Genomic DNA, 14407 nt, shown 5'->3' with positions numbered 1-14407 from the left:
TATTACTATTTTATTTGTTTCAGGAAGTGATCCAAAACACATTATCCCTTCTATTCTCATTTCACAATAACAATTCCCCCTCCTGACAGAATCGTCAAGGAAAGTTCTTTATTTTTACTCAAAGTCACTTCCCGGGTATAAACATTACGTTTCAGGTCGTCATTATAAAGGGTCACCCGATTGCCTTTGGCAAACATCGGAAGTTGTATTTTCAGCTTCAACGGTTCTTTTTGGGCATTCACCCCGGCGACATACCATTTATCCCCATGTCTGCGAGCCAGAATACAATATTTCCCCGGATAGCCGTCGATAAATACAGTCTCATCCCAGGTAACAGGTACTTGTTTCAGAAAATCCAGGCAAATTTGGGAAGCATCGGTCAGATTATTAGGGGCTAAAGCAAAATTCTGTATCGGATTCTGAAACAAGACGGTAGTAGCCAACTGGAAAGCATCTGTTGTCCGGCGGATACTACCTCCATCGTTGGTACGATTCAAGCGTTTATTAAGGAAACAGCCTCCGAATTCCATACAACCGACACTATTCCGGATAAACGGATGCAGACAGGCATTGAAAGCCTCCTCATCACAAAAATGCTGCTGGAAAATCAGGTTCTCGGAAGCCAGTACCGCCTCACTTCCCACATAATTTGGATACATTCGCTCCCACCCCCTGGGCAAAGTGCAACCGTGAAAAATAACCATCAATCCACAATCATCCGCATCGCTCAGAATAGCTTCGTACAACCTCATAGTCTCCTGCTTATCTCCTCCGAAAAAGTCTACTTTAATTCCCTTCACTCCCAGACTTTCGAGCCACCTCATTTCCCGCTTACGGACAATCGGATTGTCCATACAATTCACAGGACTTTGAACAATATCGTTCCAATATCCGCTGGAACTATACCATAAAAATATATCTACCCCCTTCCTATGGGCATAATCTGCCAAAGACTTCATCTTTTCCCGGCCGATCGTCCGATCCCACCAGTTATCTATCAATACATATTCATATCCCATTGCAGCTGCCACATCGATGTACCTCACCTGATCCTCATAATTGATACTTCCATCCTGCCACAAAATCCAGCTCCAGGTTCCACGCCCGAAACGATAATCGTGAACCGTTTCGTAAAGTGGCTCCACGACGTCCCAAATGACCGTCGTTTCCACAATAGGCTTCAGATTATCCCCTACAGTAATGGTACGCCAGGGAGTTGTACCGGGCAAAGCCAATCCCGGGGCTACCGTTCCATTCCCATTATTCTCTTCGGGCATCGGAAAATCAAGGATATATAATCCACCTTCTCCGGCATCACTCAAACGAGAACCACAATAGCGGCTGTCCACACCCGTCTCACTGATCAAAGCCCAACCATCACAACCAATACGAAAAAGGCAAGGAAAAGTATAACCATGTCCATATCGAGAAGGTTCGTTCATCGGAACATCCACCCTATACTCCTCCTCATAACTGGGTTTTGTACGCATCCATCCGATCATGGCATCACTTTGCGGACACAGAAAAGTAGTCGTATATGCCGGAAAATCAAAACCCGTCGCTTCTTTTTCCACCACACAACTTCCTGCCTCCTTTCGGGGAATTACATATCGGAAAGCGATATCGTTATTACTCACCCGGAAAACGACATCTATCTCCTGCTTATCAGCATTCGCAAAAGTACAAATCAACTCATTCGCCTGATAGTGTATCTCTGATTTCTTAATCTTGTTCTGAGTATATGTTTTATCGATCCGACTTGTCTTTTGCCCAATCCAATTCATATTCCGGCTAAAATCCCCGATATCGGTCACCACCCCCAAAGGGGAATCTTCCAGCATTATCTTTTCTTTGTAAGTGACAGAATATACCGGTTTTCCCTGCTTCAAGGCCACATTCACTTTCAGATGAGAGTCAGGTCCAATTACCTCAGTCTGCTGAGCCCATACCGGAACGGCAATCCATACCAGCAAGCAGTATTTCAGATATTTTTTCATGTCTTTAAAATAATTTACATGCAGGACAAAGATAATATCTCCGCTATACAAAACAAGGATTAATCCTTATAAATTAACGTAACAGTATTCTATACACTTTAATTTTCCGGTATATTGATCATTTTGTCATTACTTAGAACTGTCAAAATGGCAAATATCGGATATGGCATAAATTTTGTAATTAACAAATAAAAAGTATAATGAATTATCAATATTAAATATAAAAAACAATGATTTCTGAAAAACTACAAAATGCGATCAATGAGCAGATTACTGCTGAAATGTGGTCTTCCAACCTGTATTTGTCCATGTCTTTCTATTTCGCTTGCGAAGGTTTTGACGGCTTTGCCCATTGGATGAAAAAACAATCTCAGGAAGAACTGGAGCATGCCTATACCATGGCTGATTACGTTACAAAGCGGGGAGGAAAAGCCAAAATAGATAAAATAGACGTTGTTCCTCAAGGGTGGGGTAGTCCTTTGGAAGTATTCCAACATGTCTATGAACATGAATGCAAGGTTTCAAAAATGATCGACAATCTGGTTTCTATCGCTTCTGCAGAAAAAGACAATGCAACCCAAGACTTTCTGTGGGGATTCGTACGCGAACAAGTTGAAGAAGAAGCAACAGCACAAGGAATTGTCGACAAATTGAAAAAAGCCGGTGATACAGGTCTTTTGTTCATCGATGCCCAACTGGCTAAGCGATAAAGACCTCAGCATAAAAAACTGCCTGAATGATGAAGTGCGCCCTAAAAGTCGAACAAGAATTTTTAAGGCGCACTTTAAAGTATCAGACAGCTTCGTCTTCCTTATACACATCGGTTACTTCATCTTTTCAGATACTCGTATCAACTATATGGGAATAAAAACAGAAGGTTATTCGTAAACTTTACTTTTTACAATCACATTTACAGATGATGACCGGAGCCTCGGGGAAATCGACGGGAATCCAGGTGGCATTATTGAGGTAATTGGTTATAGTCGTCATACCGACCAGCATGACCAAATCAACCAGACAAGCATCCGTATATCCGGCTTGATAGAAACGGCCGATCATCTCAGGGCCTACCTTGCCCCGATTCGTAACCAGCTCACAAGTAAAATCCACTAAGGTATCCAACTTTTCATCCCAAGTGACATTTCCTTTACGGATCGCTTCGATTTGCTTATCGCTCAAACCGGCCTCTTTAGCCAAAGCCGTATGCGCTGCCAAACAATAAGGATTCTGATTTACCTGACTAGTCACCAAATGAATCGCTTCCGTCTGAATTCGGTCAAATACCGTAGAAACATCCATAAAATCCATAAATCGTTTCAAGGCAGTTTCGGAACGGGTCATGAAGGCATACACATTCGGAACAAAACCCATCGACTGCTTTAATGCAAATAGCAATTTACGATCATGTTCCAATACTTCTTCCATCCGGGGTACTTTAAATTCTCTTCTCATCAGTTTTATTTTTGGGGATTATACGAAAATTGAAAAATAAAGTTGAATTTTTACCGCAATATGGAAACTTTTAAAATTGCTTTACGTTTATTTCACAGATAAAACATACCATAAATTGGGAGAAAAGGAAAAAAGAACGGTACCCGCAGGTATCCACAAACTTAATGTACGTTAAACGACAAAGGAATATGCTAAACTAACCCAACCAATAGTATCGTACAGATACATACGAAAGGAACCGGAATAATTTCCGGTTTCTTTTTTTCCTGCTTCAGAAATATTTTCTTTAAATTACTTACCTTTGTATTCAATACATTATACTGCAATCATGAAAAATAAAAACATACTGATTCTGATTATTTCCTTCATCATTTTGCTCGTTGCCTGCTCGGCTCTGTCTATGAGTGCGGTAGCCAGTAATTACCGTTACACCTGGGTAGCCATGAACCCTTGGAATGGAGTCGAAGGTATTGCCTTTACCGTGGGTTATTTTTTGCATACCGGCAAAACCGTCAGTATGCTGATTACAATCGGCTTACTCCTCGTAATCTGGTGGCGGCTCTACGCTCTTATTCACCGGACCTTCATCAGATAATCTTCATCAGGAAGTCAATACATCACTCATGCACATTGATAAATTCATTTGTTTTGTGTAAGTTTGCAACTTCTAAAAACGACAGAGATCGGGTCATTTGATCATCCGGTAATTTCGTGATTCAGTAATTTAGCAACTCATCTATTATGAGAAAAGACGAAAGATATAACAAACGTGGTGTGTCAGCTTCCAAGGAAGACGTCCACAATGCGATAAAAAACATCGACAAAGGAGTATTCCCCCGGGCTTTTTGCAAAATCGTACCGGATTATCTGGGAGGAGATGAAGCTTATTGCAACATCATGCATGCAGACGGAGCAGGAACAAAGTCTTCGTTAGCCTATATGTATTGGAAAGAGACCGGAGATCTCTCCGTTTGGAAAGGAATTGCCCAGGATGCACTGATTATGAACATAGACGACCTTTTATGTGTCGGTGCAGTAGACAATATTCTGTTATCTTCCACGATCGGCCGGAATAAAAACCTGATCCCGGGAGAAGTCATTGCTGCCATTATCAATGGAACAGAAGAATTACTGGAAGAATACCGGAAACTAGGTGTAAGCATCTATTCTACAGGTGGGGAGACAGCCGATGTCGGTGATCTGGTACGCACGATCATTGTAGATTCAACAGTTACTTGCCGGATGAAACGGAAAGATGTCATCGACAACGCCAACATTCGCCCGGGAGATGTCATTATAGGCCTTTCTTCGTACGGACAGGCTACTTATGAAACCGAATATAACGGCGGAATGGGTTCTAATGGCTTGACTTCGGCCCGTCATGATGTATTTGCAAAATATCTGGCTCAAAAATACCCCGAAAGTTATGACAATAATGTACCGGAAGAATTAGTATATGCAGGGAAATGCCTATTGACGGACTGTGTCGAGGGAGTAGGTATGAATGCAGGAAAATTGGTTTTATCTCCGACCCGTACTTACGCTCCGGTAATAAAACAAATTCTGGACAAATACCGTTACCAGATTCATGGGATGATTCACTGTTCAGGAGGAGCCCAGACTAAAGTGATGAATTTTGTCGAGAATATGCATATTGTAAAAGACAATCTTTTCCCCGTACCTCCTTTATTCCGGTTAATCCAGGAACAATCGGGTACGCCTTGGGAGGAAATGTACAAAGTGTTCAACATGGGTCATCGTATGGAAGTTTATGTCGACGAGGAATTGGCAGAAGAAATTATCGCTATCTCAAAGAGTTTCAATATCGATGCCCAAATCGTCGGTCGTTGCTACGACAATGACGAAGGCGAAGGAAATAAGCTTACCATACTCAGCGAATTCGGGAAATTCATATACTGAACGGTAGGTTTGATTCGTAAATTTTATATATAAAACGAAAGGATGCCCTTCTGGAGCATCCTTTTATCATTCCTTCAAATCTTCCCGCATTTGCAGCAAAGTATCCATTAATAACGGAATATTCTCCTTTACTGTATTAAAAATAACATCTGCATCCACTTCAAAATAGTGATGTACAATTATATCACGCATTCCCATCACTTCACGCCATGGTATTTGTGGGTAATAAATGAGCAAATTGCCTGCTGTTAATTTATCCAGATTCTTTATACTTTCACCAGTAGCAATCAATTTCATACAAACTCCATCCAGTAATAAAGTTCCTGTAGCAGAATCCAGAAAATCATTAGTACAATGAATATTTTCAGTTCGTTGCTGAATGACTTCCAGAGATTCTATCACTTTGTCAAGCAAATGCAAAACTTTTACATCATACATAAATAGCTTCCTCTTGAATGGTTTGCTTTAATACCTCATCCATTTTTTCACGCACACGAACCAAATCTACCGGACGTCCCAATAAAGCTTCTAATTCATATTTGATACGAACTAATGTAAACAACGTAGGCGCCTCTCCTTCATAGCAAATATCAATGTCACTATTTTCAGTCTGTTCACCCCTGGCAACACTCCCAAATATCCCCATGCGTTTAATGTGATAAACAGAAGCATGGGTTTGCATGTAGACTGCCAGTAGTTGTATATATTCATTGATAGATTTCATAAAATATCATCTGGTTCATATTCACAAATATAAGAATTATCTGACAGTTAGACAATATGTTTATTCAGCCTGTTTTTCTTTTTTATAAAACTACAAAATCGTCTACTCTGTCAATTCGGGAAATTTATATACTGAACGGTAGGTTTGATTCGTAAATTTTATATATAAAACGAAGAGGGTAACTAAAAAGTCAGATGACAGATAAGTCACCCTCTTTCTTATTATTGTGGTAAGATATGGAAGGATTTATAAAAATTTATAAACTTTATGGACTTTATAAATTTTCGACTGATTTAATCGAACATTTTTTCTATCCTTTTCCTTCTTTTAATATCGTGCGCATTCGTTGCCGGAGGTTCAATTGTGTACTATCGACTTTAGCTTTTCGCGAAGGGATAAAAAGATCCTTGTATTTCGCTTTCGTAATACGGAACTTCATCTTATCGAGATTCCCTGAAATATCCACACCGGCCCGGAAAGGCAAAGGTGATTTCAGGATAGAGATATGATATTTAAAAGTCATATCGATATTGTGTTGTCCGCCGACAGCAGCCTTATAACGGTCGATTTCTACCAGAAAAGGGAATATCTCGATCGTCCCATCCTTCACCATTAAATCTACTGAAATACTATCGATCATATTCCGCTTTTTATTCTTAAACATCAGCATTTTCGAAATTTCAGCAAAAGTCTCCCCATCCATCAGCACCAGATCGCGGCCGTCCAGATAAGCCGCAGCCCTTAGAGTCGGCAAATCGATGTTCATGGCAGAATCCAGCCACGAATCTGCAGCAATGTGAAAATCCACCAGTCCCTCGAACGACCTCAGCATAGGGAAAAGCGTATCTAAAGAAGGGATCAGTCCAACCAGACTATCGATCCGAATGTCATGCATCTGCAAAGCAAAACCGGCATAAGCCTTGGTGGTATCTGTCGCCCGATACAGAGCCGTGGTACTCATATTGGCAGCCGAAGAACGTAATTCCAGATCCGATAGCTGGATGCATTGATTGCGCATAACTACTTCTCCATGAATACTATCCATTTGTAATTTTCCAAACAATACTTTCTTTATATCGGTCTGGAAAGTAAAGTCGATACCAGGAGGAACCACAAACAAGCAATTACTTCCTTCCAAAGCAGTAGTATCACTGACAACAGGAACTTCATCCATATCGTCCACTTCTGTAGAAATCGTATCCCGGAAACCGGCTTTCACCTTCTCCATATAGGCCGTTCCTCTTTCCATCGCCCGCATCAGCTGATTGCAATCTATTCTATCGGAAGTAACCAACAACTGAGCTTTCAGCTCTTCTTTCTTAAAAAACGACTTAGCCAGATTAGTCACATTTCCGGTAAGCCGCAAATCCGAACGCCCCAGATGCAGCACGGCCGAATCCAGCTGAATTTCATTCCGGTCGAATCTCAATCGGGTACCCGGCATCCGCATACGCACCGGAAAATAAGGCGTATAAGCCCTTAGACCGGTAAAATCGACGTATCCTGTCGGAAGCCAGATCTTCGTATTACGTTTACTCCGGACAGCCTCGACTTGTACCTCTGCCTTGGCAAAATTCAAACGGTTGCCCATAGCCCGCAAGCGCAAACTATCCACCTGCAGTTCTGCATTGATCTGAGGAACTTTTTTATTACGCTTCGAGGGCAACAGCGAAGCTTTAGCATTCGCCTGTTTCAACCCCACCAGCAAAGTATCACGGACGATAAACACCATCCGTCCCAAATGTAGGTTAGCCCCCATGGAAGCCACTACAGAAGTATCTTTCAATGGCGAAGTTCTCAGCGCCAGATAAGTCGTATCCATCAACAAACGTACCTTATTGCGGACATGGATATCCAATCCGGAATAACCGACCACTCCGTTCAATAAATCCGTTCCCTGGACAGACTTCGTATTCTTGCGGTTAGCGGCAAAAACCAGTCCTGCCGACTTAACATTCATAACGATACTATCCTTGGGGATAAAAATATTCACATCCTTCATTTGACACCACCCGCCGATTCTCAATTTCCCATAATCAGCATTCCGGACATCTTCGACCAGGACATCCGTTTTTAAAGAAGTATTCAGCGTACCCCGGCAAGTAATTCCATCCGCCAAGGGAAAGATTTTTGTCAATTCTTCAAAATTCACCAAAGCCTTTACTTCAGCTTTCAGGGTAGGTGCTGTCAACAAGCGTTCGGCATCGCCCGCCATATCGATATCGATACCTCCACCTTTCATACAGAAATTCCGCAAATTCACATAAGACTCCTGTTCTTTCTGCAAATCGATCAAAGCAAAAAGATCTACGTTCAGGGTATCGATTTTCGAAGGCATACCGGGATAAGCGATAAAGCCATCTTTGATCCGAAATTCAGAAGTCAGCAAGGGAATATTCTGTTGACCGTAAATACCTTTAATCTCTCCCTGGCACAATACATCTCCCCGCACCTCCACATTTTCAGTCTTATGCAGAATAGTATCGGGCACCAAGTCCAATAGTGTCTTTAATGTCGGAATATGTATTCCATACTTTAAATTCACCAGTAAAGTATGATTTACGGTATCTCCTCTTAAAGTTCCTCCGGCTCCGAAACGGATACCGTTTACATCGACTACGGCTTTCTCCAAAGTGTATAATAAGGAATCCCGGTTGATTTTCATACCGGTTTCTATTCCGAAAGCCAAACGGTTGACCAGCAACTGTCCTTCTTGCCAAAACAATACGTTTTCAGTTGAAAAATCCAGTTTCAGCCGAGAACGGCGTTTACCCAGATAGCCATCTACTCCAAGGTTTATTCCGGTCAATCGGGTATACAAACGCGTATTCCGGTCATCGAAAACAAGCCTTCCATTCCGGATTCTAACATTCCGCAAACGTATTCCCGAATCGAAAGTAGTGGTATCCGCCATCGTTGTATCTACAGTAGTCGTATCTGCCGCTATCCGGAGTATATCCCAATTGGGAACACCGGCCGAATCTACATAAGCATATATCTCCGGCTGTTCCAATACGAAATCCTTCACCACAATACGGTTCTTAGTCAGGTAAGCGATCGGATTTATAGTCAACAGACAAGATTTTATATTCATCAAGGAATCCTGCATGGTCGGCTCGCTATTAGCCGTACTATCACGGAATGTCCCGGAAATAACAGAAGCATCGTCCAATTGAATTCCAAAATCCGGGAAAGTAGAGAAAAAAGTCAATTCAATATTTCCAAAATGTACCTCGGCATTCAGGTATTCTTTTGCAGTCTTCTCTACCAAAGGAGTTAATTTTGCCGGGGTAAAGATAAAATGAATAACAATAGTGACACCGACCAAAATCAGTACCACTAAAGCTAACAGGCTCCAGAGAGTCCATTTCAACACCCGTTTTCCCAGTGACTTTTTCATCTTCAATCCACTAATTCAATAATTTATTTATAGATCAAATACTTCTCTCTGATTTTCTGAAACTCTTCCAATGGAAAACGCCAGGCAGCTCTTATCTGCTGCTCGCTCTTACCTGCCTCAATATCTTTTCTGAGTCGATCTGTCCCGGCCAATTTCTCGAAAAAAGAAGTGAAAAAAGGAGTTTTTCCGGTATAATTCCGATAAGCCAATAGTAACCAATCCACACGTAACCGTTGTCCCTCTCTCACCTCATCGTATTTATTCCTCAGGTCCATGCCATAGCATTTCAATCCCAGGCATTTGGGATTTTTACTCATACCGGGAATACTTTCGGGTACAAAAGTATAAGGCATACCTTTCAATTCGGGATGCCCGAATACCTGAAAGGGAGTATAGGTCCCACGCCCTTCACTGACTACCGTTCCTTCAAAAAAACAAACCGAAGGATACAACATGACCGACACTTTATCGGGCAAATTGGGAGAAGGTTTCCGGGGTAAATCTACCGTCATACTCCTATTCCATCCCTGACAAGGAATCACCGTCAAATCACATTTCTTTTTATCTTTCAACCAACCTTCTCCATTAATCATCCGGGCATACTCACCGATAGTCATCCCATAAACGACAGGAACCGGATGCATTCCGACAAAAGACCGGTATTTCATTTCCAATACAGGCCCGTCTACATAAAAAGCATTCGGATTCGGACGGTCCATAACCACAAGCGGAACCTGATTCTCGGCACAAGCCTCCATCACATAGTGTAAAGTAGAGAGATAAGTATAAAAACGGACACCGACATCCTGCATATCGAAAACAACCACATCCAATCCCTGCAAATCCGCCGGACTCGGTTTTTTCTTCTTTCCGTATAAGGAAATGACCGGTAAACCGGTCTGCCGATCCCGGTAATCACCCACCGTTTCCCCAGCATCGGCATCTCCTCTGAACCCATGTTCCGGACAAAAGATACGTATCAATTGTACCTGATGATCACGCAGGAAATCGACACTATGCTTATATCCGTCCCCGGTTTCCAGCACAGCAGTCTGATTAGCCACAATCCCGACCTTTTTGCCTTCCAACAAACTCCGGTATCGGTCAAAATGCTGAATACCCGGAGAAACGGCTTCAGCCCCTCCGATTATTCCACACCACAAACACAGAAAAAAAATGCACTCTCTCATTATCCCTTTATTTCTTTTCTTCCTCGGGGAAATCGATTTTCATAGAATTTACAATACTTTCCACTTGTCTCAACATATTCCGTTTTTTACCATCGGGAGCGTATACATAGCCCATCATATAGATAATACGGCTATTCTTTTCATCCAATACGACATTCAAAACAAACGGCCCCCCCATAAAATCATTTTCGGCAGTCCACAAACCTCTGATAAGCAAAGCATAATGAATTCCGTCATATTTATAAAAAGCAGCAGTCATCGGAGTCTTCAGATCCAAAGCCATCCAGGTACTATCCCGGGGCCCAGGAATATATTTCTTCAACTCTTCATTCATCCGGTCCAGGATAATCTGGTAATCCATCTGACTTTCATGTTCATATTTTTCTTCAAAAAAAATGATCCCCTTGCTATCGACCCGGGTCTCGGAAGAAATCCATACAAAATTCGAAGTATCTTTATTTATATAATATCCTCCGGGACAATACAACAGGAGGTCGTACTTATTCTTAAACATATTGAATATCTTCGTATCCGGTATTTTCTTGTATACCTCGATCAAACGGTCACGTTCTGCCTTGAGATACACGTTCATCATTTTATTTTTATTGGCATTGAAGATTTTATAAAATGCCTCTACATCCGGTGCACTGATTTGAAAAATCTTCTGAGAACGAGCCCAGGGACTCTCGTGAAACACGATTGAAGCCGTATCGACTTTATCCTTAATCGAAACAGTCAGTATATTCCGATGAAAACGGACATTTTTTTCGAAATTAGAAGGCGGAAGATTGATCAAATCAAAGACCGGTTCGCCCTGAGGTAAGCCCAATTGAGGCTGTCCGAAAAATTCCTTGATAGTATCCCCGACATGACCTTCCCACAAAGTTTTCGGCATAACGACGAGCAGTTCATTCGTAGAACCGCTGACAGGAGGTAAAGCTGACCGCCGGCCACCGCCACCTTCTTTACAAGAGAACAAAAAATAACTCAGGGTCAACACCAGCAGACTGACTAATATTCGTATCTTCATTTTATTATGATTTAAAATATACATTAAACTTATTCCGTAAAATCCCCGTATTTGCTAGCCGAACGATCTAAAATCGCCTTTACCGATCCGACCAGAATCTTCGCTTCGACCATCAAAGGAAGCCGATATTCGTCTTTACTCAACCAAATCTTCATATTTTCGCCTCCTTTGAATACCTCACCTTCAACCAACAAGGGAGAAAAAACGTAACATTCCTGTTTCCGGCCGGCAATCTTGCTTTTCACCACACCCAGATAACGGATATACAAATCATAAATTTTACTATCGATCAAAATCCGGATCGGAATCAAGTCGTTTTTTTGGTATTTATCAAAATCCAACTCCCGGGCCATCCAGGCAACCGAAAGCATATCATAGGTTTGACCGAGTAGTTTCACCGTATCTGTCCGTCTGAATTTTCCAATCCGATGGATATCTCCCAATACGACAGAATCGTCATAATGAAATGTATAATCGAAAGTCTTATGATAATTCCCTTCATGAGCTTTTCTCGAAAATTCATAGGGCATAAAAGTATTCTTGTCAAAATGCGATATCAGGGTGTCCCTGATCGTGAATATCCAATCCCAGGAAGGTAAAGAATAACCCACAGCTTTTAAACGTTCGGCATTCGGATATTTTTCGGAAGTCGTCAACGAAAAATCCACCCGCCCAGCCTTGACCCAAATAAATCCCCAGTTATAATATCCGGTATATACCAACTCTTCTATAGGCGGGTATTTCGATTGGGCACAAAGCGACAGGCTTCCCCCCAATAACAACATCAATATCCAAATTTTTTTCATATCCTTCTATTTATCACTCTCATCCTTATACGGCTTCAACAAATTAAATTCCTGCTCAATATCAAAATTTTGTTTGACACTGATTTCGACAGGTAAATAAACGATTTCTTCAGGCTGTTGGTTCTTCAAATACAAACCGGTATCCCAAATTCCATTGCCATTGGTATCCAAGATCGCCCTAAACTTGTATTTCCCCTCGGGAATCAACGGGAAAGTGACCTGTCCATCCTGGTTGATAATTTGCTCCTGTACCACTGCATAAGAACGTTTTCCATTCTCAGATTTCCCATTATCCGACTTATAGAGTTGTAGAATAACCTGTCCCTGCACGCCACTCACATTGAGCATAATCTTCCCGTAAAATTCTTCCTGACGCACTTTGAATTTTTTCTCCAGTTTGTTATTATGCCGTCCATAAATATCGTTGACAGAAGCAGAATCCAAAGTCAACAGATATTCCTGCCCGGCTTTCCAGGAAGCATCGATATAAATACGCCGGATCTTCAGACTATCTTCTTCCAGGGTAAAATTCAGCGGCTGATAAAGTGTATCCACTTTCTCCGATATATGCAGATTCTCCAAGCCCGCCTTGTCGACCGGCCGGTTAAATTCCAACCACAAACGGGCACCCAAATCAAAATCGTTACCGGCATTCGATTTTATTTCCACAAACTCAATCACCGGAGTTTCAGGTTCGTCTTTCCTGCCCTTCTTATTGTCGGGTTTCTTTTTGTCTTTAAATGTATAGCGGCTGGTATCGGCAAAAGTCGTCAACCGACCGGTACTATCTGTCCGCAAGTAAGAAAGGATAACATTCAAGGTATCTTTTTTATACACGGTAGAATCTTTAATCCACAAAGCCAATGTATCGTTTCCGGCCGAATGTTCCAACACATACCAATCCTCCGGTAGCGGTTCCGTCGACAAGGTATCGAACAAACGGGCCTTAAACTCATTCTTTCCCGGAATACTAAAGATAAAATCGAGGCGTTCCCGTTCCTTCCGGTCATCATCGGTCATATACAACTGGGTCAGCTTTTCCTGAAACAAACGCAGATAAAGATTGTTAGGCCCAAATCCCAGATATTCCTGTGTGACGATACTATCCCTCATCGTTGTGTCCTGCCCGACGATTTTATCGACAACCCGGAACGTATCTACCCGGGTCATAGTCATCACCACGGGACGCACCAAGGTATCCAGGTAAGCAAACATTTCTGCTTCGGGCGTATATTTATAATCCCGGTTATCGTCCTGAATCGCCACGACACGATAAATCGTATCTTTCAAGTTCGTCAAACGGAAAAAACCGGAACTATCCGTACGGGCGACATAGTCAGGCACCTCCAGCAAAGGCATCGAATCCGCCAGATTAGAATACAATTCGACATATACATTTAAAACCGGTTCGCCGGATTCCGCATTCACAACCTGTCCGCTCAATTCCAACGAATCGATTTCATTCCCGGTAGAAAATACATAGCGATAAAATCCCAAAGGATTTCCCTCGTTATTATCGGATATAGCATCTGCAAAATCCAAGGTATAAGTGGTATTCGGTTTCAAGGAATCCACAAATTCGACTTGTACATATTTCCCCTTTAAACGAGGCTTCGGTTTTTTCTTTTGAGGCGGAGAAATAATGAACTTCTCGTTAATATCTTTTAGCTGGACAAACTCATCGAAATAAATGTTCACCCGCTTTTTATCGAAATTTTTAGTAAAAGAGGCCGGTTCTTCGAGGATCACTTGGGGTGGGGTCGTATCTTTAGGTCCACCTTCGGGATATCCCCGGCTGGCACAAGCATAAACCACTACTGCCATAACTAACATAGCCAGCCACTCCCAGCCGAAAGCTCTATCGTCGTTCTTCTTCATCCCTATTATC

12 protein-coding genes are annotated in these 14407 nt (G+C 41.9%); 3 read left to right on the top strand and 9 right to left on the bottom strand.

Going from position 1 to position 14407, the window contains the following annotated elements:
• Positions 1–56: 56 nt before the first annotated feature.
• Complete coding sequence (locus ODOSP_RS16175) at positions 57–1997, bottom strand: glycoside hydrolase family 97 protein (protein WP_013613366.1); 1941 nt, start codon at positions 1995–1997, stop codon at positions 57–59.
• A 230-nt stretch (positions 1998–2227) separates the two neighbouring features.
• Here ODOSP_RS16175 and ODOSP_RS16170 point away from each other — a divergent pair, with 230 nt between their 5' ends.
• On the top strand, positions 2228–2707 hold the full coding sequence (locus tag ODOSP_RS16170) for a ferritin (protein ID WP_013613365.1): 480 nt from the start codon (positions 2228–2230) through the stop codon (positions 2705–2707).
• A 181-nt stretch (positions 2708–2888) separates the two neighbouring features.
• On the opposite strand, the gene ODOSP_RS16165 is transcribed toward ODOSP_RS16170, so the two are convergent.
• A complete protein-coding gene (locus ODOSP_RS16165) occupies positions 2889–3449 on the bottom strand; it encodes a carboxymuconolactone decarboxylase family protein (RefSeq protein ID WP_013613364.1) in 561 nt (186 codons plus the stop codon).
• 328 nt (positions 3450–3777) lie between these two features.
• On the opposite strand from ODOSP_RS16165, the gene ODOSP_RS16160 reads away from it, so the two are divergent.
• Positions 3778–4044: a hypothetical protein gene (locus tag ODOSP_RS16160; protein ID WP_118107387.1), complete on the top strand. Its 267-nt coding sequence runs from the start codon at positions 3778–3780 to the stop codon at positions 4042–4044.
• A 146-nt stretch (positions 4045–4190) separates the two neighbouring features.
• Positions 4191–5369 carry an AIR synthase related protein gene (locus ODOSP_RS16155; protein ID WP_013613362.1) on the top strand — a complete coding sequence of 393 codons (1179 nt, stop codon included), beginning with the start codon at positions 4191–4193 and terminating at the stop codon, positions 5367–5369.
• 66 nt (positions 5370–5435) lie between these two features.
• Here ODOSP_RS16155 and ODOSP_RS16150 read toward each other — a convergent pair whose 3' ends face one another.
• The 7 genes from ODOSP_RS16150 to ODOSP_RS16120 form a co-directional block, all read right to left on the bottom strand.
• Entirely contained in the window at positions 5436–5807 is a 372-nt protein-coding gene (locus ODOSP_RS16150) for a HepT-like ribonuclease domain-containing protein (protein ID WP_013613361.1), read from the bottom strand.
• Positions 5800–6093 (bottom strand): nucleotidyltransferase family protein, encoded by a 294-nt coding sequence (locus ODOSP_RS16145; RefSeq protein ID WP_013613360.1) that lies wholly within the window; start codon positions 6091–6093, stop codon positions 5800–5802. The genes ODOSP_RS16150 and ODOSP_RS16145 overlap by 8 nt, the downstream gene beginning before the upstream one ends.
• Positions 6094–6403: 310 nt before the next feature.
• On the bottom strand, positions 6404–9493 hold the full coding sequence (locus ODOSP_RS16140; protein WP_013613359.1) for an AsmA family protein: 3090 nt from the start codon (positions 9491–9493) through the stop codon (positions 6404–6406).
• A gap of 23 nt (positions 9494–9516) precedes the next feature.
• Positions 9517–10683: an exo-beta-N-acetylmuramidase NamZ family protein gene (locus ODOSP_RS16135; protein WP_013613358.1), complete on the bottom strand. Its 1167-nt coding sequence runs from the start codon at positions 10681–10683 to the stop codon at positions 9517–9519.
• Between the two features lie 7 nt (positions 10684–10690).
• Complete coding sequence (locus ODOSP_RS16130; protein ID WP_013613357.1) at positions 10691–11713, bottom strand: DUF4837 family protein; 1023 nt, start codon at positions 11711–11713, stop codon at positions 10691–10693.
• A gap of 29 nt (positions 11714–11742) precedes the next feature.
• A complete protein-coding gene (locus ODOSP_RS16125; RefSeq protein WP_022161142.1) occupies positions 11743–12519 on the bottom strand; it encodes a DUF3108 domain-containing protein in 777 nt (258 codons plus the stop codon).
• Between the two features lie 6 nt (positions 12520–12525).
• Positions 12526–14397, bottom strand: coding sequence for an Ig-like domain-containing protein (locus tag ODOSP_RS16120; RefSeq protein WP_013613355.1), 1872 nt, complete (start codon positions 14395–14397; stop codon positions 12526–12528).
• Positions 14398–14407 lie beyond the last annotated feature (10 nt).

This window comes from Odoribacter splanchnicus DSM 20712 (genome assembly GCF_000190535.1).
Classification (GTDB): domain Bacteria; phylum Bacteroidota; class Bacteroidia; order Bacteroidales; family Marinifilaceae; genus Odoribacter; species Odoribacter splanchnicus.
Note: the sequence above shows the minus strand (reverse complement) of the source record. Positions and strands in the feature narration are given on the sequence as shown.